This window comes from Aeromonas sp. s2, assembly GCF_040907935.1.
Classification (GTDB): Bacteria; Pseudomonadota; Gammaproteobacteria; order Enterobacterales; family Aeromonadaceae; genus Aeromonas; species Aeromonas dhakensis.
In genome coordinates, this window is sequence record NZ_JBFOCR010000030.1 from 13,245 (window position 1) to 35,242 (window position 21,998).

16 protein-coding genes are annotated in these 21,998 nt (G+C 63.9%); 13 read left to right on the forward strand and 3 right to left on the reverse strand.

The window, feature by feature from the left end:
- Positions 1-146: 146 nt before the first annotated feature.
- The 3 genes from AB5Y81_RS20940 (at position 147) to AB5Y81_RS20950 (ending at position 3,782) form a co-directional block, all read left to right on the forward strand.
- On the forward strand, positions 147-2,303 hold the full coding sequence (locus AB5Y81_RS20940; RefSeq protein ID WP_279484844.1) for an AsmA family protein: 2,157 nt from the start codon (positions 147-149) through the stop codon (positions 2,301-2,303).
- A 152-nt stretch (positions 2,304-2,455) separates the two neighbouring features.
- Positions 2,456-2,992 (forward strand): GNAT family N-acetyltransferase, encoded by a 537-nt coding sequence (locus AB5Y81_RS20945; protein ID WP_279484843.1) that lies wholly within the window; start codon positions 2,456-2,458, stop codon positions 2,990-2,992.
- Positions 2,993-3,047: 55 nt separating this feature from the next.
- Complete coding sequence (locus tag AB5Y81_RS20950; protein WP_279484842.1) at positions 3,048-3,782, forward strand: SDR family oxidoreductase; 735 nt, start codon at positions 3,048-3,050, stop codon at positions 3,780-3,782.
- Between the two features lie 50 nt (positions 3,783-3,832).
- Here the strand turns inward: AB5Y81_RS20950 and glnE are convergent, their stop codons facing one another.
- The 3 genes from glnE to AB5Y81_RS20965 all read right to left on the reverse strand — a co-directional run bounded on the left by glnE (position 3,833) and on the right by AB5Y81_RS20965 (position 8,605).
- Positions 3,833-6,706, reverse strand: coding sequence for a bifunctional [glutamate--ammonia ligase]-adenylyl-L-tyrosine phosphorylase/[glutamate--ammonia-ligase] adenylyltransferase (gene glnE / locus AB5Y81_RS20955; RefSeq protein WP_279484841.1), 2,874 nt, complete (start codon positions 6,704-6,706; stop codon positions 3,833-3,835).
- Positions 6,707-6,836: 130 nt separating this feature from the next.
- Positions 6,837-7,277: a GNAT family N-acetyltransferase gene (locus AB5Y81_RS20960; protein WP_017779337.1), complete on the reverse strand. Its 441-nt coding sequence runs from the start codon at positions 7,275-7,277 to the stop codon at positions 6,837-6,839.
- Between the two features lie 77 nt (positions 7,278-7,354).
- The gene (locus AB5Y81_RS20965) at positions 7,355-8,605 is read right to left on the reverse strand and encodes a methyl-accepting chemotaxis protein (RefSeq protein WP_279484840.1); all 1,251 of its coding nucleotides are present in this window, start codon (positions 8,603-8,605) and stop codon (positions 7,355-7,357) included.
- Between the two features lie 31 nt (positions 8,606-8,636).
- On the opposite strand from AB5Y81_RS20965, the gene AB5Y81_RS20970 reads away from it, so the two are divergent.
- The 10 genes from AB5Y81_RS20970 to AB5Y81_RS21015 all read left to right on the forward strand — a co-directional run bounded on the left by AB5Y81_RS20970 (position 8,637) and on the right by AB5Y81_RS21015 (position 21,907).
- Positions 8,637-9,458 carry a potassium channel family protein gene (locus AB5Y81_RS20970; protein ID WP_017764773.1) on the forward strand — a complete coding sequence of 274 codons (822 nt, stop codon included), beginning with the start codon at positions 8,637-8,639 and terminating at the stop codon, positions 9,456-9,458.
- A 152-nt stretch (positions 9,459-9,610) separates the two neighbouring features.
- Positions 9,611-10,216, forward strand: a complete 606-nt coding sequence (locus AB5Y81_RS20975) for a TIGR04211 family SH3 domain-containing protein (protein WP_005309324.1) — start codon at positions 9,611-9,613, stop codon at positions 10,214-10,216.
- A gap of 269 nt (positions 10,217-10,485) precedes the next feature.
- Positions 10,486-13,650, forward strand: coding sequence for a bifunctional proline dehydrogenase/L-glutamate gamma-semialdehyde dehydrogenase PutA (gene putA / locus AB5Y81_RS20980; RefSeq protein ID WP_201885367.1), 3,165 nt, complete (start codon positions 10,486-10,488; stop codon positions 13,648-13,650).
- A gap of 200 nt (positions 13,651-13,850) precedes the next feature.
- On the forward strand, positions 13,851-14,630 hold the full coding sequence (gene nudC / locus AB5Y81_RS20985) for an NAD(+) diphosphatase (RefSeq protein WP_017764771.1): 780 nt from the start codon (positions 13,851-13,853) through the stop codon (positions 14,628-14,630).
- A 156-nt stretch (positions 14,631-14,786) separates the two neighbouring features.
- Positions 14,787-15,854, forward strand: a complete 1,068-nt coding sequence (hemE, locus tag AB5Y81_RS20990) for a uroporphyrinogen decarboxylase (RefSeq protein ID WP_010635049.1) — start codon at positions 14,787-14,789, stop codon at positions 15,852-15,854.
- A 181-nt stretch (positions 15,855-16,035) separates the two neighbouring features.
- Positions 16,036-16,965, forward strand: a complete 930-nt coding sequence (locus AB5Y81_RS20995; protein ID WP_279484839.1) for an ROK family protein — start codon at positions 16,036-16,038, stop codon at positions 16,963-16,965.
- Between the two features lie 49 nt (positions 16,966-17,014).
- Positions 17,015-18,025, forward strand: a complete 1,011-nt coding sequence (gene epd, locus AB5Y81_RS21000) for an erythrose-4-phosphate dehydrogenase (protein WP_279484838.1) — start codon at positions 17,015-17,017, stop codon at positions 18,023-18,025.
- Between the two features lie 62 nt (positions 18,026-18,087).
- Positions 18,088-19,251 (forward strand): phosphoglycerate kinase, encoded by a 1,164-nt coding sequence (locus tag AB5Y81_RS21005; RefSeq protein WP_005309339.1) that lies wholly within the window; start codon positions 18,088-18,090, stop codon positions 19,249-19,251.
- A 115-nt stretch (positions 19,252-19,366) separates the two neighbouring features.
- On the forward strand, positions 19,367-20,446 hold the full coding sequence (gene fbaA / locus AB5Y81_RS21010; protein ID WP_005309342.1) for a class II fructose-bisphosphate aldolase: 1,080 nt from the start codon (positions 19,367-19,369) through the stop codon (positions 20,444-20,446).
- A gap of 159 nt (positions 20,447-20,605) precedes the next feature.
- Positions 20,606-21,907, forward strand: coding sequence for an FAD-binding oxidoreductase (locus AB5Y81_RS21015; RefSeq protein WP_213344383.1), 1,302 nt, complete (start codon positions 20,606-20,608; stop codon positions 21,905-21,907).
- The last annotated feature ends 91 nt before the right edge of the window (positions 21,908-21,998 follow it).

A 21,998-nucleotide genomic window follows, 5' to 3' on the forward strand; every position in this document is an offset into this window, starting at 1 on the left:
TGCGGGGCCCTTTTTATTGCCGCGCGTTTGAACGCCGACCTGCGACCATCCCTGTCTCGCCGGTGGCCCGTTTTGGCAGACGGGCCCCATCTGTTATCCCCCCGGTGGTATAGTCAGTCACAAGATCCGCATTCAAGGAGTCCATCGTGAAGAAGATCATCTACATCCTGCTGGGGTTGGCGCTGGCGGCCGTGGTGGCCATCACCGCCCTGGTGTCCCTCATCGACCCCAATCAGTTCAAGCCTCAGCTGGTGGAGCAGGTGCGCAAGAGCACCGGCCGCGAGCTGGTGATGGAGGGGGCGATCGGCTGGCGCTTCTGGCCAAGCCTCGGCCTCTCTCTCGAGAAGGTGGCGCTGCGCAACCCCGCAGGCTTTGCCGAGCCCGACCTGGTGCGCTTCGAGCGCGGGGAGGCCTCGGTGGGCCTGCTGCCGCTGCTCTCCCACCGGCTTGAGATAGGCAAGGTAACCCTGAGTGGTGCCCACCTGTTTATCCAGACCAAGGCTGACGGCAGCTCCAACCTGAGCGATCTCATCAAGACGGCCAAACAGGGGGCGGATGCCTCGCCGACGGGCGAGAGTCAGCCGGCTGCCCCGGCCGCCAGTGACAAGCAGCCCTGGCAGATCAGCCTGCAAGGGGTGGAGCTGCAACAGGCCAGCGCCCTGCTGCAGGATGATCGCAACGGCACAGTATCTCGCCTCGAACAGCTGGACCTGAACCTGGGCCAGCTGGTGGTGGATCAGTGGGTGCCGGTGACCCTGGCCGCCAAGGGGGCCCAGGGGGAGCTGGCATTTGATCTCAAGGGGCAGGCCCAGCTCAAGCTGGCTCAGGATGAGAGCCGCAGCGAACTCAAGGATCTCAGCCTGGAGGGGAGCCTGAAGGATCCTGTGCAGCGGCTCGACGCCTTCTCCCTCAAGGCCGACCGGCTGGCGCTGGGGGAGTGGAGCAGCCTCACGCTCAACTTGCAGGGTGCCCAGGGAGCGGCGGACAAGCCGACCCTGGCCGGCACCCTGGAGGGAACTCTCAAGGCGCGGCTTGATGATAACCGGCAACTGCTGGAGGTGTCGGATGCCGTGCTGGCCGCCAAACTCACTGGTGATGCCCTGCCACGCCCGCAACTGCAGGTGAAGCTGGCGGGCTTTGCCCGCGCCGAGCTCGACAAGCAGAGCGTGACCCTGACCAACCTGGTGATGGGGGTGGATGACGCCCTGCTGAGCGGCAACGGCAGCGTGCAGCTGGGCGCCGTGCCCAGGGGGGAATTCGACCTCAAGGGGGAGAAGCTGGATCTTGACGGCTGGCTCGGTCAGCCGGCCAAGACCGCACCCGCCGCGGCCAGTTCGGGCGCTGCAGCCCCGGCCGGGACGACGGCGCAGGCCGCCGCACCCGCCGCCAAGGCGCTCTCCACGGCCGAACCGGATCTGACCGCCCTCAAGTCGGTGGATCTGGCCGGCCGGTTGCAGCTGGGCAGTGTGCGGTTGAAGGGACTGGATCTGAGCGCCGTCGACCTGCAGCTCGCCCTGACCGGTGGCCAGCTCACCCTCAAGCAGTTCAGCGCCGGCGTGGCCGGTGGCAAGGTGACCGCCAGCGGCGTGCTCGATGCGCGGCAAAAGCCGGCTCGCTATCAGGCCCACAAGCAGGTACAGGGGGTCGATGTGCGGCCGCTGCTGCAGACCCTGGCCCAGACCGATCTGCTGGAGGGCAAGGGGGATCTCGAGGTCGAGGTGCAGGGGGCCGGCCTCTCCGAACTGGCGCTGCGCAGCCGGATGCAGGGCAAGGTGAACCTCAAGCTGAGCGATGGCGCCCTGCACGGCATCAACCTGGCGGAGATGATCCGCGAGGCGCGGGCCACCCTGACCGGCAAGGGGGCGGATCAGATGAAGGAGGCGCGCAAGACTGACTTCAGCGCCCTCACCGCCAGCTTCCGGATTGCTGACGGGGTTGCCCAGAGCGACGACATCCAGCTGTTCGCCCCCGCCCTGCGGGTGAAGGGGCAGGGCCAGACCGCTCTGGTGCCGGAGACCCTCGACTTCCTGTTCCTCACCTCAGTGGTGGAGAGCAGCAAGGGGCAGGGGGGCAAGGATGTGGACGAGCTCAAGGACATCACCATACCTGTGCGTATCGGCGGCCACTGGCAGGCGCCGAGTTACCGGCTCGATGTGAAAGCACTGCTCAGCAACAACAAGCTGCTGGAGGAGAAGGCCCGCAAGGAGGCCGAGCGCGGTCTCAAGAAGCTGCTGGGTGACAAGGCCGACAACGAAGGGGTGAAGGGGGTGGCCGATCAGCTGCTCAAGGGCCTGTTCAAATAGCCTAGCCCTGTTGTTTTATCGCCATGCAGAGCCCGCCCCGTGCGGGCTCTGTGCGTTTTGGCCGGGAGGCGGGGACGCGCCGGTAGTGAAAGAGAGGGGTGTTTGGGCCGGACAAAGATGGTATCACTGTGGTTTTACCAAGGAGCAGATGAATGAGTCGAAGTGAAATCGCAGGAGAGATATCCCATCCGGACTGGCCACTGGTCTGGCAGATCTACGGCAGCAGCTTTCCCCGCTACGAACAGCGCCTGCCGCAGCATCAGCAACGCAAGATGGGAGACTCCCGCTTTCACTGTCAGCTCTTTTATCAGGGCGAGCAGCTGCTCGGCTTTATTTTCTGGTGGGACTGCGGTGAGCAGATCTACATCGAGCATCTGGCCATCAACCCGGCCCTGCGCGGCCAGAACCACGGCTCACGCCTGCTTGCCGCCTTCTGCGAGACGGCGGGATGCCCGGTCATCCTGGAGATAGATCCGCCAGAGGACGAGATTTCCCTTCGCCGGCTGCGCTTCTACCAGTCGCTGGGCTTTTGCCTGAGCGATCATGACCACGTGCACCCGCCCTATCAGCCAGATTGCGAGGGACATGCGCTGCGGGTGCTGAGCTATCCGGCCCCGCTCGACAAGGAGGATTATCTGCGTTTCAACAAGGTGCTGGTGGAGACTGTGATGGATCACGGCCCGGCCTGACACGGCTGCCATCCATCTCGCAGTGCCACCGTGCGCGACATGACCAGGAGGGTCCATGAACAAACGAGTGCTGATCACCGGCGGCGGCAGAGGCATTGGCGCCGCCACCGCCCGCCATCTGGCGGGGCAGGGCTATCATCTGTGCCTCAACTATCGTCATGACAAGGCCAGTGCCGAGGCGCTGGTGGCCGAGATCCTGGCCCACCATCCGGTCAGCTGCATCGCGGTGCAGGCGGATGTCGGGGTGGAGGCCGAGGTGGTGCGTCTGTTCGAGGAGATGGACGCGCGGCTTGGCCCCATCACCCATCTGGTCAACAACGCCGGCAGGTTGCAGCCGCAGATGCGGGTGCTGGAGATGAGCGCCGAGCGCATCAACCATACCCTGACCACCAATGTCACCAGCTGCTTTCTCTGCTGCCGCGAGGCGGTGCGCCGGATGACGGCGGGGGGCGCCATCGTCAATGTCTCCTCGGCCGCCGCCCGGTTGGGGTCGGCGGGGGAGTACGTGGACTATGCCGCCGCCAAGGGGGCCGTCGACGTGCTGACCAGGGGGTTGTCGCTGGAGGTGGCGGCCCAGGGGATCCGGGTCAACGGGGTGCGTCCGGGTTTCATCTACACCGACATGCACGCCGACGGCGGCGAACCTGGTCGGGTTGATCGGGTGAAGGGGCAGATCCCGCTGCAACGGGGCGGTCAGCCGGCCGAAGTGGCCGCCGCCATCGCCTGGCTGCTCTCTGACGAGGCTTCCTACGTCACCGGCACCTTTATCGACGTGGCCGGCGGGCGCTGACCCTGACCCGAGAGTGAATGCAACAAGGGGCGCCTCGGCGCCCCTTTTGTTTACTCCCCCAGCAGCTGTTGCCAGACCGCCAGCACATGGCCTCGTTCGGTTAGCAACTGGTCGTCTCCCACCTTGCGGGAGACCTCCGAGAGGTTGAGGCGATGGCCGAGGTTGCGGATCTCCAGATAGGCGTGCTTGAGCCCCTCCGCCTGCTCCAAGGTGAGCACTCCCGCCAGCACGCACTCGTCGAAGATGCGCACGTTATCGGACCAGCGAGTGAGGGCATCGGGTTCGCCGCAGGCGTGGGCCAGCACCAGATACTGGGCGATAAACTCGATGTCCACCATGCCGCCGGGGGACTGCTTGAGGTCGAACTCGTCGGCGCCCGCTTTCAGCAGGTGGTCCCGCATCTTGTGGCGCATCTCGCGCACCTCGCGGGCCAGGGTCGACAGCTCCCGCTCCTTGGCCAGCACGGCGCGGCGAATGCGGGCAAACTCGGCGATCACCGCCTCATCGCCATAGATGGGACGGGCCCGCACCAGCGCCTGATGCTCCCAGGTCCAGGCCTCGTTTTGTTGATACAGCTCGTAGGCTGACAGCGACGAGACCAGCAGGCCCGAATCGCCGGAGGGGCGCAGCCGCATGTCGATCTCGTAGAGGATGCCGGACGGGGTGCGGGTGCTGAACAGGTGCAGGATCCGCTGGGCCAGGCGCAGGTAGAACTGGCGGCTGTCGATGGGCTTGCGACCATCTGTGTAGCTGTTGGGGTCGCCACCGTGCAGGAACACCAGGTCGAGATCCGAGCCGTAGCCCAGCTCGATGCCACCCAGCTTGCCGTAGGCCACCACCGCAAAGCCGCGCTGGCCGCTCACCGCCACCTCGGGCGGCACCCCGTAGCGTTCGCTCATCTGGGCCCAGGCCTGATTGACCACCTCTTCGGTGATCGCCTCCGCCAGCCAGGTGAGGTGGTCGCTCACCTTCATCAGCGGCAGGGCGCCGGCGATGTCGGCCGCCACGATACGCAGTAGCTGCACCTGCTTGAACTGGCGCAGCGCCTCCATCTGCTGCTCCACGTCCTCTTCGGAGATGCGCAGCAGGAACTGGCGCAGCTGGGGCTTGTACTGATCGAGCGGGGTGGGGTGGTAGAGGTGCTGGGGATCGAGCAGCTCGTCCAGCAAAATCGGGTAGCGGGCCAGCTGCTCGCTCACCAGGTGGCTGGCGTCACACAGTCGCACCAGCTGGCGCAGGGCGCCCGGGTTTTCCGCCAGCAGCTGCAGATAGGCGCTGCGGGTGAAGATGCGGGTCAGCAGTTCGCACACCCGCTCGAACAGACGGGCGGGTTGCTCGCTGGCGACCACCAGCCGCAGCAGCTCCGGCATCAGCCAGTCCAGCGCGATGCGCCCCTGCGGGCCGACCTGACGGCGCTTGTACTCCTCCTTGAAGCGGAGCAGGGCGGCGCAGAGCGAGGCGGGCTCGGCCACCCCTTGGGCGGCCAGCAGTTGCTCCAGCTCGGCGGCGTCGAGCTCGGTGCGCCACAGATCGAGCCAGAGCTGCTCCAGATGGGCGGGTGCTTCCTTTTCTTCCCCCACCACGGCGGCGAACTCCTGATGGACGGCCGCCATCTCCTCATCCAGATGGGCCATGAAGGCACCCCAGTCCGTAAAGCCGAGGGCGGTGACGAGCCGCTGGCGATCCCGCTCCTCGGTGGGCAGGGTCTGGGTCTGCTGATCGCCGATCTCCTGCAAGATGTTCTCGACCCGGCGCAGGAAGCGATAGGCCGTCAGCAGGCGGTCGCAGTGGTCGGCTTCGAGGGCGCCGCACTGGGCGATGGCGGCCAGCGCCTCGGGCAGGTGACGTACCCGCAGCGCAGGTTCACGACCGCCGCGAATAAGCTGCAGCGCCTGGGCGATAAACTCCACCTCGCGAATGCCGCCAGCCCCCAGCTTGATGTTGCCCTCCAGCCCCTTGCGGCGCACCTCGGCGGCGATCATCGCCTTCATCTGGCGCAGGCCGTCGATGACGCCGAAGTCGATATAGCGGCGAAACACGAAGGGGCGCAGCATCTCGGCCAGCTCGACCGCGTGTTCGCTCTGGGGCCCCAGTACCCGCGCCTTGACCATGGCGTAGCGCTCCCAGTTGCGGCCGTGGTGCTGGTAGTAATCCTCCATGGCGGCAAAGGAGATGGCGAGCGGACCCGCGTCGCCAAAGGGGCGTAAGCGCATATCAACCCGAAACACCTGGCCGTCGACCGTGCTCTGGTGCAGGGCGTTGATGATGCGTTGGCCCAGCTTGATGAAGAATTGCTGGTTGGCGAGCTCGCGCCGCCCACCGACCGTGTAGCCGTTCTCGGGGAAGGTGAAGATAAGGTCGATGTCGGAGGAGAAGTTGAGCTCGCCGCCCCCCAGCTTGCCCATGCCGAGAATGAGCAGCGGCTGCGGGTTGCCGTTGCCATCCATCGGGGTGCCCAGCTCGTTGCACTGCTTGGCGTAGAGCCAGTCGCGGGCGGAGCAGATGAGCGCATCCGCCAGCCTGGTGAGGTGGATAAAGCTCTCTTCCACCTCGGCATGACCCAGCAGTTCGCGCCAGGCGATCACCAGCATGCGGCTGCGGCGGAACTGGCGCAGGATGCGCTTGAGCGCCTCCTCGTCGTCCACCTCGGCCAGCAGGGCGGCCAGATCGCGTTGGTAGGCAGGCCAGCGCTCGGCCTGATCCAGATCTCCTGAGGCGAGCAGTTCGGTCAGCAACTCCGGCTGTTTGAAGAGGGAATCGGCGACGAAATCGGAGAGGCCGAGCAGGGTCAGCAGAGTCTGGCGCACCGGCTCGGGTTGCGTGCCGTAGTTGGGGGCCAGTTCAGTCAGCCGTTGCCAGTGGCGCTGGGCCAGCTCCTGCAGCAGGGGGGAGAAGGCGGAGAAAGAGGGAGAGTGCTGGGCCACGGTTGCCGTCCTTGTGATTAACGAAACTGCCGGATAAAAAGCTGGCTGCCAATCTAGCACTGTCGGGCCCCCGCGTCACAGCGCAGGGGCGAGAAGCATGATCCGGCGGGAATTATCGGCAGCCGACCATTCAGGTGCGCTGGTAGATATCGGGGTGGTAGATCTCCATCAGGCTGCCGGGGCTGGCGGGCGGCACGAAGCCGAAACCGGCGTAGAGGCCGTGGGCATCGGAGGTGGCGAGGGAGAGGCGACGCAATCCCTGCAGTTCGGGATGGTCGAGTATGGCTGCCACCAGTGCCTTGCTGTAGCCGCGGCCGCGATACTCGGGCAGCACGAACACATCGGCCAGATAGCCGAAGGTGGCGCGGTCTGTGATGACCCGGGCGAAGGCGACCTGCTGGCCGCCGAGGTAGCCGCCAAAGCAGAGCGAATGGTTGATGGCCCGCTGCAGGGTGGCAAGGGGAATGCCACGGCACCAGTAGGCCTCTTCAGACAAGAAGCGGTGGATCAGCGGCAGGTCGAGCCGCCCCTGGTCGGCGCTGATTTCAAGCGCAAGTTCTGTGGTCTGCATCCTGGCTCCTTGCCGCGATGGAAAAAGAAAGGCCCCTCGTGGGGGCCTTCCAGTCTAACCAGATTGTTGCGTGAAAGTCAGGCCAGCTTGAAGGCCTGAATATGAGTATCCAGGGTCTGGCTGTGGCGCTCCACCAGTTCGGAAGCCTCCTGCAGCTCGCGCAGCACCACGACGGAGCCCTCCACCACCTGCTTGACCTGCTCCAGGTTGCCGCTCATCTCCTCGGCCACCGAGCTCTGCTGCTCGGAGGCGGTGGCGATCTGGCGGTTCATGTCGGCTACCCCCTGTACCCGTTGCACTATGGTGGCGAGCTGGTCGCCGGCCTGGGTCACCTGCTCCACCCCCTTGTCGGCCTGCTGCACGCTCTGGGCCATCAGCTCGGCCGCCTGGCGGGCGTTGCCCTGCAACTGTTCGATCATCTTCTGGATCTCGACGGTGGCGGCCTGAGCCCGGTTGGCCAGCTCCCGCACCTCGGAGGCGACCACCGCAAAACCACGGCCCGCCTCACCGGCGCGGGCGGCTTCGATGGCGGCGTTGAGCGCCAGCAGGTTGGTCTGCTCCGAGATGCCGCGAATGGTGTCGACCACTGAGCCTATCTGATCGACCCCCTGTTCCACCTGGTTGACCACGGTGGAGGATCGTTGAATGTTGCCGGAGAGGGTGTCGATGGTGTTGACGGTGGCGGCCACGCAGCGGCTCCCCTCTTCCGCCAGCTGGCTGGTTTCGGCGGTGGCGTGGGAGGCCTGCTCCGCATGGGCGGCCACCTCGCGGATGGCGCCCACCATCTGGCTCATGGCGCTGGCCAGCTGCTCAATCTGGGTGAACTCCTCGCTGATGGCCTCGTTGGCCTCCTCCATGCAGAGGGTTACCTGGGAGGCGATGTCGTTGAGCTCCTTGCAGGCGACGCGCTGGGTGCCGAACACCTCCTTGAGGTTCTCCTGGGAGTGGGCCACCGCCTTGGCGATGTCGCCGAATTCGTCACGGGACTTGAGCAGCACCCGGTGGCTCAGATCCTTGCGGGCGAAGCGTTCCAGCAGGCCCACCAGATAGTGCACCTGCTTGACCATCAGGCGCGAGCCGGTCAGCAGCAGTACCACGAAGACCAGCCCCATGATGGCGGTCTCCATCAGCCCGGTCCAGAGCAGGCTGTTGGCGATGGTGTCTGCCTTGTCGGGGGCGATCCCTTCGCTGAGCAAGGTGGTTTCCAGATTGCTGGCGTCGAACCAGAGCTTGATCAGCAGCAGCACAGTACTGAACACCATGAGCAGTACCACTTTGGGTACCAGCCGGATATTGCTCATTCGCTTCTCCAGCGGGTTTAACTGCATAATATTTCTCCTTTTAATGACCGGTTTTCCTTTGTCCTCAGGACTATCGGCATTATCTTCCTTTTTATTAATTCGCACCGTGCCTAAAGTGGGAAAATGTATGCGCCATCACTTAACTCATCTACGCGCCATGGATCTGTTGATGGCGTTTCTGTCGGTGATCTCGGTTGTGCTGGTCACGGCCCGCTGGTGGGGTCATCAAACCCTGGCCCCCCAGACCCTGCAGCTCTTCTATGACGTCGACAGCCTGATCTGCTACTTCTTCCTCGGTCACTTCGCCTATGGCTGGATCCGAGCCCCCGACCGGATGGCCTTCTTCAAGGCCAACTGGTTCTATCTGCCGGGCAGTCTGCCCATGGTGGAGCAGTTGCGCTGGGCCCGGCTCATCCAGTTGTGGCGGATCTACCAGCTGCTGCGGGATCAGCCGGATCTGCTGGCCATGTTTCGCCGCGAGCGCAACGAGACCACCCTCTCCGGCATCCTGTTTCTGTTCTTCCTGCTGCTGGGGGTGGGCTCAGGGGTGATGTACTGGGTCGAGTCGGGCCAGCCCGGCAGCCAGATCCAGACTCCCTACGATGCCTTCTGGTGGACGCTGGTGACCCTCTCCACCGTGGGGTACGGCGATCTGGTGCCCAAGACGGAGGAGGGGCGCTTCGTCGCCAGCCTGCTGATCCTGTTCGGGGTCGGTCTGTTCGGTGCCATCAGCGGTTTCATGGCCAGCCTGTTCCTGCAGCCGGGACGGGGGGATGTGGAGCTGGAGAAGTGGCGCCATCACCAGAGCGCACAACAGGATCTGCTGCTGCAGGAGCTGCGTGCCCTGCGGGCCGAAGTGAAGGCACTGAAACAGAAATAGGCAGCGGCGTCCGGAATGGTCGCGTCGCGATAGAGACAAGTTGCGAGCCACCTCTCAGCTCGGGGGGGAGCCCTTTTCTTTGCTTGTCCTTTGACCCGCCGGCGGCTTAACATTCGCCAGTCACCTAACCAAACGAAGAGAACCGATCGACCATGCGCGCCCTTCTCGGGATCCTGATCTGCTTGTGTGCCCAACAGGCACTGGCCGATACCCGCTATGTTTCAGACAACATCTTTACCTTTATTCACAATGGTCCGGGCACCCAGTACCGGATCCTTGGCAGCGTCAAGGCGGGTGAGCCGCTGGACGTCAAGGCAGTGAACAACGAGGCCGGTTTTACCCAGGTGGTGGACGGTCGCGGCCGTGAGGGCTGGATCAAGAGCAGCGAGTTGCAGGGCGAGATCAGCCTGCGCGAGCGGCTGCCCCAGGTACAGAAAGAACTGGAGGAGGCCAAGGCCCGCCTGCTGAACCTCAACGGTGACAACGAGAAACGCTTCGCCGAGAAGGATGGCAAGATCGCCGAGCAGAGCAAGGAGATCGCCACCCTCAAGGCCCAGCTCGCCAGCCAGGGCGAAGAGATGGGCAACCTCAAGGAACAGAACGACGCCCTGACCCAGAGCTACGACAACCAGGAGCACGACATGCAGATGGACTGGTTCATCCGCGGTGGTGCCATGGTGGGTGGCGGCATCCTGCTCGGCATCCTGCTGCCCATGCTGCCCCGTCGCCGCAGCCGCGGTGATCGCTGGATGAACTGACAACCGCTGTCGGCAGCAGCGTGAAGGGTCGCCATGGCGACCCTTCTTTTTTGCCTGGCGAAAAATTGTATACAAAATAAGGCGATGAATTTTGCCTGGTAGGCATATGGCGCCGATATAGTGCGCCATATGAGCCAATCAGCGATCTTTGTTAATAACAGGCAACAATTTCATTTCATCTATGGGTTGATATTGTATACATTATCGGCGTTTCGGCGGCACGACCGCCTTCGTCGATATCAGCCCTAGGGCGTACAGGAAGACCCCATATGTTCAAAGCTACCCAAGTGCTTGCCGCTGACTACATTCCCTCCGATCTGGCCGCCCTGCGCGAAGCCATCACCCAGAACTACGTGGTGGATGAAAATGCCTATCTGGCCGAACTGTCGGCCATGCTGCCGGGGGATGGCGCCTCGCTGGAACGGGTGACCCAGCGTGCCCGCACCCTGGTGACCAAGGTGCGCAAGGAGAGCGGCTCCGGCGACGGCATCGACGCCTTCCTGCAGGAGTACAGCCTGGATACCCAGGAGGGGATCATCCTGATGTGCCTGGCGGAGGCGCTGCTGCGCATTCCCGATGCCGAGACCGCCGATGCCCTGATCAAGGACAAGCTCTCCGGCGCCAACTGGTCGTCCCATTTTCGCAAGAGCGACTCCACCCTGGTGAACGCCTCCACCTGGGGGCTGATGCTGACCGGCAAGATCATCAAGCTGGACAAGAAGCTGGACGGCAACCCGGCCAACCTGCTGGGCCGCATGGTCAACAAGCTGGGGGAGCCGGTGGTGCGATCCGCCATGTACGCCGCCATGAAGATCATGGGCAAGCAGTTCGTGCTGGGGCGCGACATGAAGGAAGCCCTCAAGGCGAGCCGCAAGTCCCGCGAGAAGGGCTACACCCACACCTACGACATGCTGGGGGAGTCCGCCCTGACCCTGGCCGATGCCGACAAGTATTTCGGTGACTACCAGCGCGCCATCGAGGCGGTGGGCGGCGAGCGCATCAGCGATGGCGGCCCGGCTCCTTCCATCTCCATCAAGCTGTCGGCGCTGCATCCACGCTATGACGTGGCCAACCGCGAGCGGGTGCTCGGCGAGATGTGCGAGCGGCTGGTGGGACTGGTGCGTCTGGCCCGCGACAAAGACGTGGCCATCAGTATCGACGCCGAAGAGATGGACCGCCTCGAGCTCTCCCTGGACTTGTTCGAGCAGCTCTATCGCTCCGACGCCAACCGTGGCTGGGGCAAGCTCGGCATGGTGGTGCAGGCCTATTCCAAGCGCGCCTTGCCGGTACTCTGCTGGCTCACCGCGCTGGCCCGCGAGCAGGGAGATATCATTCCGGTGCGGCTGGTGAAGGGGGCCTACTGGGACAGCGAGCTGAAATATGCCCAGCAGGCCGGTCTGCCCGGCTACCCGCTGTTTACCCGCAAGGCGGGCACCGACATCTCCTACCTCGCCTGCGCCCGCTACCTGCTGAGCGAGCCGACCCGCGGCTTCATCTCGCCCCAGTTCGCCACCCACAACGCCAACACCGTGGTCAGCATTCTGGAGATGGCCGGCGATCGCCAGTTCGAATTCCAGCGCCTGCACGGCATGGGGGAGGAGCTGCACAACGCGGTGCTGAACGAGCATCCCGGCCTGCACTGCCGCATCTATGCGCCGGTGGGGGCTCACAAGGATCTTCTGCCCTATCTGGTGCGCCGCCTGCTGGAGAACGGGGCCAACACCTCCTTCGTCCACAAGCTGGTGGACCCCAACACCCCGGTCGACTCCCTGGCCGAGCACCCGCTGCGCACCCTCAAGCGCTACTCCAGCCTGGCCAACGATCGCATTCCGCAGCCGGTGAACCTGTTCAGCGACCGCAAGAACTCCAGCGGCGTCAACATGAACATCGTCTCCATCCAGCGCCCCTTCTTCGCCAAGTTGAAGGAGCTGGAGAACAAGCAGTGGCTGGCGGGCCCCATCGTCGATGGCGAGACCCTCAAGCGCAACGAGGCCCGCGTGGTGCTGAGCCCGCAGGATGTGAGCCTCACCGTCGGCAAGATCCACTGGGCCGACGAGCAGGCGGTGGAGCAGGCGCTGGCCTCGGCCCATGCGGCCTTCCCGCGCTGGCGCGAGACCCCGGTGAGCGAGCGTGCCGCCGCCCTTGAGAAACTGGCGGATCTGCTGGAAGCGAACCGCGAGCAGTTCATCTCCCTCTGTACCCGCGAGGCGGGCAAGCTGCTGCAGGATGGCATCGACGAGGTGCGCGAGGCGGTGGACTTCTGCCGCTACTACGCGGTGCAGGCCCGTGGCCTGATGGGGCAGGCCACCCTGTTGCCGGGCTACACCGGCGAGATGAACGAGCTGTTCCTGCAGGGGCGCGGCGTGTTCGTCTGCATCAGCCCGTGGAACTTCCCGCTGGCGATTTTCCTGGGCCAGGTCGCCGCGGCGCTGGCCACCGGCAACACAGTCATCGCCAAGCCGGCCGAGCAGACCGGTATCATCGCCCACCTGGCGGTGACCCTGGCCCATCAGGCCGGCATTCCGGGCGACGTGCTGCAACTGCTGCCGGGTGACGGCGCCACCGTGGGTGCCAAGCTGACGGCGGATGCCCGCATCGGCGGCGTCTGCTTCACCGGCTCTACCGAGACCGCCAAGCTCATCAACATGACCCTGGCCCAGCGCGATGGCGCCATCCTGCCGCTCATCGCCGAGACCGGCGGCCAGAACGCCATGATCGTCGACTCCACCGCCCTGCCGGAGCAGGTGGTGCGCGACGTGGTGAGCGCCGCCTTCCAGAGCGCCGGCCAGCGCTGCTCCGCCCTGCGGGTGCTCTACCTGCAGGAAGAGATCGCGCCGCGGGTGCTGGAGATCCTCACCGGTGCCTTGCAGGAGCTCAAAGTGGGCAACCCGGCCGAGCACAACACCGACGTCGGCCCGGTCATCGACGCCGAGGCCAAGGCGGGGCTGGATGCGCACCTGGTGCACATGATCCCGCGTGCCCGCCTGATCGCCCAGGCGCCGATGCCGGCCGTGACCCTGGGGGGGCACTTCGTGCAGCCGACCGCGCTGGAGATCGGCTCCATCCGCGAGCTGACCCGCGAGCAGTTCGGCCCCATCCTGCACGTGGTGCGCTACGCCGCCCGGGATCTGGACAAGGTGATCGCGGATATCAACGGTACCGGCTACGGCCTGACGCTGGGGATCCACAGCCGCAACGAATCCCATGCCGAGGAGCTGGCGAGCCGCATCAACGTGGGCAACGTCTACATCAACCGCAACCAGATCGGCGCCATGGTCGGGGTACAGCCGTTCGGCGGGCAGGGGCTCTCCGGCACCGGTCCCAAGGCGGGCGGCCCTCACTATCTGAGCCGTTTCATTACCGAGAAGACCCGCACCATCAACACCACGGCGGTGGGCGGCAACGCCTCACTGCTGGCGATGGGCGATGCCTGATCGACCGTGACCGACATCAGGCCGCCTGCGGGCGGCCTTTTTCATGGGCATTCTCATGGGTATTGAAAAGCCGCCATCTTGGGGTCGCCACCCGGCTTGCCGCGTCTTAAGATGGTGGCCGGTTGTCGCTTTCATCCGTCACCGCCGCCCAGTCCCGGGCGCGCATCCCGACCGACGTCACAACAAAGAGTGCTGCATCTATGCCATTAACCGAACAGGCCCGCTGGTTCGTGCTGGGGGGCGATCACCTCGTCCTGCTGGATGACCAGGGGCGCATTCCACAAGGCCCCCGCGCCTGTCTGCCCAGCCACTTGCAGCATGCTGCCTTTGAGCGCTTTGACGAGTGGGACGGGCTGCCCTGCCTGCTGCTGGATCTGGGGGAAGAGGCAGATCTCGAGGCCCTTACCCCCCTGCGCCAGCTGATGGTGGCCGGGGATGAAGAGGGCTTTCGCCTGGCCGGCCGCGCCTGGCAGCTCGCCACCTTTCGCCGTACCCACCGCTTCTGCGGCGAGTGCGGCGCCCCCATGAGCCCGAAGGCGGGGGAGTGGGCGCAAGGGTGCCGCCATGGCCACGTCGTCTATCCGCGCATCTCCCCCTGCATCATCGTGGCGGTGCGCAAGGGGCCCGCCATCTTGCTGGCGGCCCACCGCCGTCACTATCAGGCCGAGGATCCCATGTATACCGTGCTGGCGGGTTTTGTGGAGGCGGGGGAGAACCTCGAGCAGTGCGTGGCGCGGGAGGTGTTCGAGGAGAGCGGCATCCGGGTGAGCAACGTGCGTTACGTGGCGAGCCAGCCCTGGCCATTCCCCCACAGCCTGATGATGGGCTTCACCGCCGATTATGAGAGCGGCGAGATCCGGGTGCAGGACGAAGAGCTGGTGGCGGCGGATTTCTTCGAGGCTAGTGCGCTGCCAAGGCTGCCGCCCCACGGCACCATAGCGCGGCGGCTTATCGAGCAGTGTCTCGCCGACGTGGGCTGACGGCCCCCGGCCCTGCAGGAAAAGCGGGGCGCTTGTTTGCGCCCCTTCACATCTTTGCACTCCAACGGCAGTGGCTGGCGTTTGAGCCGCCCCCCGCCGCGCACAAAGTGGTATCATATCCGCCATTTTATGCTGGATATGAACTCAGGAACTGGGATGAAAGAGCTGAAGAACGATCGTTACCTGCGTGCCCTGCTGCGCCAGGAAGTGGACATGACCCCGGTATGGATGATGCGCCAGGCTGGCCGCTATCTGCCGGAATACAAGGCCACCCGCGCCCAGGCGGGGGATTTCATGTCCCTGTGCCGCAACGCCGAGCTGGCTTGTGAGGTCACCTTGCAGCCGCTGCGCCGCTATCCGCTCGATGCCGCCATCCTCTTCTCCGACATCCTCACCGTGCCCGATGCCATGGGGCTGGGTCTCTACTTCGAGCAGGGTGAAGGCCCGCGCTTCGAGCGTCCGATCACCTCCATGGCCGACGTGCAGGCACTGCCGGTGCCGGATCCGGAAGACGAACTCGGCTACGTGATGAATGCGGTGCGCACCATCCGCCGCGAGCTGAAAGGCGAAGTGCCGCTCATCGGTTTCTCCGGCAGCCCCTGGACCCTGGCCACCTACATGGTGGAGGGGGGCAGCTCCAAGGCGTTCACCAAGATCAAGCAGATGATGTATGCAGAGCCGCAGACCCTGCACCTGCTGCTCGACAAGCTGGCCGACAGCGTGATTGCTTACCTCAACGCCCAGATCAAGGCGGGTGCCCAGGCGGTCATGGTGTTTGACACCTGGGGCGGCGTGCTCACCCCGCGCGATTACCGCGACTTCTCCCTGCAGTACATGCACAAGATCGTCGATGGCCTCATTCGCGAGCACGACGGTCGCCGCGTGCCGGTCACCCTGTTCACCAAGAACGGCGGTCAGTGGCTGGAGCAGATCGCCGCCACCGGTTGCGATGCGCTGGGTCTGGACTGGACCACCGACATCGCCGACGCCAAGCGCCGGGTCGGCGACAAGGTGGCGCTGCAGGGCAACATGGATCCCTCCATGCTCTACGCCAGCCCGGCCCGCATCCGTGAAGAGGTCGCCTCCATCCTGGCCGGTTTCGGTCACGGCAACGGCCACGTCTTCAACCTGGGTCACGGCATCCATCAGGATGTGAACCCGGAGCATGCCGGCGTGTTCGTCAACGCGGTACATGAGCTGTCAGCCCAGTACCACGGCCGCTGAGCGCCGCCGACAACACAATGAACAACGGGGCCTGCGGGCCCCGTTGTGCTGCCTGCGGCGGGGGCTGCATCCTGACCGCCGCTCGGGTTACACTGCAACCCGGTAGAGGGCGGTCGACTTCAGGCGGGCACGGCAGCGTGCACTCCGGAGCTGGCACCCTGCGGTCATGGCTGGAGGCAGGATGAGCAACAGGTTGTTGGATTGGGGTATCGACCTTGGCGGTACCAAGTGCGAGTGCGTGGTACTGGACGGGGACGAGGTGCTGCTGCGCCATCGCATTCCCACCGAGCGTGCCGGCGGTTATGACCACATGATCGGCCAGATCGCCAAGCTGGTGGCAGAGTGCGCCGACAAGCTCGGCCAGCGGCCGACCCTCATCGGCATGGGGACGCCGGGGGCGCGGGATCCGCAAACCGGCCTGATGAAGAACTGCAACACCACCGAGCTCAACGGCAAGCCGTTCAAGGAAGATCTGGAGCGCCGGCTCGGCGTGCCCGTGCTGATCGCCAACGACGCCAACTGCTTCGCGCTGGCGGAAACCCATCTGGGAGCCGTGCGCCAGCACCACCCTGATGCCAAGGTAGTGTTCGGCATCATCATGGGCACCGGAGTGGGCTCCGGCATCGTCATCAACGGCCGCATCCTCAACGGCCACCACGGCATCGCCGGCGAGTGGGGCCACAATGTGCTCTCACCCGACGGCCCCGAGTGCTACTGCGGCAAGCGCGGCTGCGTCGAGACCTTCATCAGCGGCCCGGCGCTGGAGGCCTGGTACGAGGCCAAGGCCAAGCGTCACCTGCCGCTGGCCAAGATCGCGGCGGCGACGGCTCACGACCACGTGGCCAAGCTCACCATCGACCGGCTGCATCTGCTGTTTGGCCAGGCGCTCGCCAACGTGGTCAACATCCTGGATCCGGACGTGATCGTCATCGGCGGCGGGGTGGGCAACGTGCAGAGTCTGTACCGCGCGGGACGGGAGACTATTTTGCCCTTCCTCTTTAATCCCCGCTTCGCCACCCCCATTATTGCTCCAGCCCTGGGGGACAGCGCCGGGGTATTCGGGGCGGCACTGCTGGCCCGCGGTGAATTTCAGGATGCCCTGCTGTCGTGAGTCAGCCATCCGCTTGTCCCTTTGTCCATGCTGAGGACTCGGAATTTTCATGATCAAGATTGCCATCAACGGGTACGGGCGGATTGGCCGCAACGTGCTGCGGGCCCTCTACGAGAGCGGCCGCGACAAGAACATCAAGATAGTGGCCATCAACGAGCTGGCCGCCCCCGAAGCCATGGTGCACCTGACCCGCTTCGACACCAGCCACGGTCGCTTCCACCATCCGGTGCAGCTGGCCGGCAACAGCATGCTGGTGGGGGAGGATCTCATCTCCCTGTTCGCCGAGCGGGATCCGTCGCGCTTGCCGTGGCGGGCGCTGGGGGTGGATGTGGTGCTGGATTGCACCGGGGTGTTCGGCTCGCGGGCCGATGCCGAGCTGCATCTGGCGGCGGGGGCGGGCAAGGTGTTGTTCTCCCATCCGGCCGAGGCGGATGTGGACGCCACCATCGTCTACGGGGTCAACCATCAGGTGCTGACGGGGCGCGAGCGGATCGTCTCGAACGCCTCCTGCACCACCAACTGCGTGGTCCCCATCATCGAAACATTGCATCGAGAATTCGAGATAAATTGTGGTACTATTACGACAATTCATTCGGCCATGCATGATCAGCAAGTCATCGATGCCTACCACAGCGACTTGCGCCGAACCCGCGCCGCCAGCCAGTCCATCATCCCGGTGGATACCAAGCTGGCCAAGGGGTTGGAGCGGATCCTCCCCCACTTCGCCGGCAAGTTCGAGGCGATCGCGGTACGGGTGCCGACCATCAATGTAACGGCAATGGATCTCAGTATTACTGTTCGTAAAAAAGTGACGGTTACTGACGTAAATCAAGCCCTGCAACGGGCATCCAGAGGTACATTAAGCGGTATTCTGGATTACACGGAAGAGCCACTGGTCTCCGTAGACTTTAATCATGATGCTCACTCCTGCATCATTGATGGTACCCAGACCCGGGTCAGCGATGCCAACCTCGTCAAGATGTTGATGTGGTGTGATAACGAATGGGGCTTCGCCAACCGCATGCTGGATACCACCCGGGCCATGATGGCCGCAGGCTGAGAGCCTGCACCGGGCGCAAGGTTACTGTTTTTAACATTACCTGAAAATATAGAGGACTGAATATGTCTGTTATCAAGATGACTGACCTGGATCTGGCGGGCAAACGCGTTCTGATCCGTGCTGACCTGAACGTGCCGGTAAAAGACGGCAAGGTCACCTCCGATGCACGTATCGTTGCGACTCTGCCGACCATCAAGCTGGCTCTGGAAAAGGGCGCCAAGCTGATGATCACCTCCCACCTGGGTCGTCCGACCGAGGGTGAATACAACGAAGAATTCTCCCTGGCTCCGGTTGTCAACTATCTGAAAGACGCACTGTCCTGCCCGGTTCGTCTGGCCAAAGACTACCTGGATGGCGTAGAAGTCGCCGCCGGTGAGCTGGTTGTGCTGGAAAACTGCCGCTTCAACAAAGGCGAGAAGAAGAACACCGAAGAGCTGGCCAAAAAATACGCCGCCCTGTGTGACGTCTTTGTAATGGATGCGTTCGGTACTGCTCACCGCGCCGAAGGCTCCACCTACGGTGTGGCCCAGTTTGCACCGGTCGCCTGTGCCGGCCCGCTGCTGGCTGGTGAACTGGAAGCCTTGGGCAAAGCCATGCTGAAGCCCGAGCGCCCGATGGTTGCCATCGTTGGCGGCTCCAAGGTCTCCACCAAGCTGACCGTACTGGAATCCCTTTCCAAGATCGCTGACCAGCTGGTGGTTGGTGGTGGCATCGCCAACACCTTCATCGCTGCTGCCGGTCACAACGTCGGCAAGTCCCTGTGCGAGCACGACCTGATCGACACCGCCAAGAAACTGGCTGCCGAAACCAACATCCCGGTGACCACCGACGTGGTTGTGGGTGCCGAGTTCTCCGAGTCCACCCCGGCCACCATCAAGTCCGTCGCTGACGTGACCGACGGCGACATGATCTTCGACATCGGCCCTGACTCTGCCAAGGCCCTGGCCGACATCATCATGAACGCCAAGACCATCCTGTGGAACGGCCCGGTCGGCGTGTTCGAGTTCGACCAGTTCGCCAAGGGTACCGAAGTGATCGCTCGCGCCATCGCTGAATCCCCGGCCTTCTCCATCGCTGGCGGTGGTGACACCCTGGCCGCCATCGACAAGTTCGGCATCGCCGACAAGGTCTCCTACATCTCCACCGGCGGCGGCGCCTTCCTGGAGTTCGTGGAAGGCAAGGTACTGCCGGCTGTTGCGATTCTGGAACAGCGCGCCAAAGCCTAATTGACCCGAGACGGGGGGCAAAAGCCTCCCGTTTCGTTTATCATGTGGCCGCTGTGCCGGTTCATGATGAACCCCCCATTTTTTATTAACGGCATACGAGACAGGACGATTAAACATGTCTAAGAAAATTTTCGACTTCGTAAAACCGGGCGTGATCACTGGTGATGACGTTCAGAAAGTGTTCGCCATCGCGAAAGAGAACGGCTTCGCTCTGCCGGCAGTCAACTGCGTCGGTACCGACTCCGTGAACGCCGTGCTGGAAGCTGCCGCCAAGGTGAAAGCGCCGGTTATCGTTCAGTTCTCCAACGGTGGTGCTGCATTCACCGCTGGTAAGGGTCTGAAGCTGGAAGGTCAGCAGGCTGCAATCATCGGTGCCATCTCCGGTGCCAAGCACGTGCACGCCGTTGCCGAAGCTTACGGTGTACCGGTCATCCTGCACACCGACCACGCTGCCAAGAAGCTGCTGCCGTGGATCGACGGTCTGCTGGAAGCGGGCGAGAAGCACTTCGCTGAAACCGGCAAGCCGCTGTTCTCCTCCCACATGCTGGATCTGTCCGAAGAGTCTCTGGAAGAGAACATCGACATCTGCTGCGAGTACCTGACCCGCATGGCCAAGATGAACATGACTCTGGAACTGGAACTGGGTTGCACCGGCGGCGAAGAAGACGGCGTCGACAACAGCCACATGGATCAGTCCGCTCTGTACACCCAGCCGGAAGACGTGGCCTACGCCTACGAGCGTCTGTCCAAGATCAGCCCGCGCTTCACCATCGCTGCCTCCTTCGGCAACGTGCACGGTGTCTACAAGCCGGGTAACGTCAAGCTGACCCCGTCCATCCTGGACGCTTCCCAGAAGTACGTGTCCGAGAAGTTCGGCATCCCGGCCAAGTCTCTGGACTTCGTATTCCACGGTGGCTCAGGTTCCACTCTGGAAGAGATCCGCGAGTCCATCTCCTACGGCGTAGTGAAGATGAACATCGACACCGACACCCAGTGGGCGACCTGGGAAGGCATCCTGGACTTCTACAAGACCAACGAAGCCTACCTGCAAGGTCAGCTGGGCAACCCGGAAGGCGCCGACAAGCCGAACAAGAAGTTCTACGATCCGCGCGTATGGCTGCGTGCCGGTCAGACTTCCATGATCAAGCGTCTGGAACAGGCTTTCTCCGACCTGAACGCCATCAACGTACTGTAATTCGTTACAGCACCTTGATTGCATGAAAAGGCGTCCTTCGGGACGCCTTTTGCATTTCTGTGATCCCGGCGGGCTGGATTGGCGGCGGGGGCCTGCGTATTATCGATGACAGGCCGTTTATTTTAGTAAACGCAACGGGACCAGGGCAGGATGCTGAACATGCAGGGAAAGCACAACACACATCAGGAACATGTGGCCTCCTATTACGCGGCCACCCGCAATGACAATCAGCAGTGGCCAGAGCTCAGCGGGGAGTGTAATGCCGAGGTCTGCATCATAGGCGGCGGCTTCACCGGTCTCAACACCGCCATCAATCTGGCCGAGGCTGGCTACAAGGTGGTGCTGCTGGAAGCCAACCGTATCGGCTGGGGCGCCTCCGGGCGCAACGGCGGTCAGCTCATTCGCGGTATCGGTCACGACACCAGCCAGTTCGCCCGCTGGATTGGTGAAGAGGGTGTGCGCGAGCTCGACCTGATGGGGCTGGCGGCGGTCGAGCTGGTGCGCGAGCGAGTCGAGCGCTTCAACATCGATTGTGACCTGCGCTGGGGTTACTGCGATCTGGCCACCCGCCAGCGCCATCTGGCCGGCTTCGAAGACGAGCTCGCGCACCTGGCGAGCCTCGGCTACCGGCACGAGCTGAAACTGGTGGCGCGCGAAGATATGCATAGCGTGGTGGGGTCGGATCGCTACATCGGCGGCATGATCGATATGGGCTCCGGCCACCTGCACCCTCTCAATCTGGCGCTGGGTGAGGCGCGAGCGGCGGCCAGCCTGGGAGTGGCGCTGTTTGAGCAATCCAGAGTGGTGCACATTGACTATGGCGAGCGGCTGCAGGTCACCACGGCCCATGGCCGGGTCAGCGCCGACTACCTGGTGATCGGCTGCAACGCTTATCTCAATGACCTCAACCCCGAGCTGGGGGGCAAGGTGCTGCCGGCGGGCTCCTACATCCTCGCCACCGAGGTGCTGGAGAAACGGCTGCGCCAGCGGTTGCTGCCGCAAAACATGGCGGTGTGCGATCAGAACGTGGCGCTCGACTACTACCGTCTCTCCGCCGACGGCCGCCTGCTGTTTGGCGGGGCCTGCAACTACTCGGGACGGGATCCTCGCGACATCAAGGCCTTCATGCTGCCCAAGCTGCTGCGGGTGTTTCCCGAGCTGGCGGAGACCGCCATCGAGTTCCAGTGGGGCGGCATGATAGGCATAGGGGCCAACCGGCTGCCCCAGATCGGCCGCCTGGCGGATCATCCCAACGTCTTCTATGCCCAGGCCTATTCCGGCCACGGCCTCAACGCTACCCATATGGCGGGCAAGCTGGTAGCGGAGGCGATCAGGGGGGAGAGCCGGGGGCTGGATCTGTTTGGCCGCGTGCCTCACATGACCTTCCCCGGCGGCCCGGCGCTGCGCTCGCCCTTGCTGGCGCTCGGCATGCTCTGGTACCGCTTCAAGGATCTGTTCTAAGCGAGTCAGGGCTTGCCACGGCTCGGCAAGCGGTTGCCGCCCCGTTTGCCGGCCAGCCGGATTTATCCTGCCGTTGCCTCGCTTTATAGCC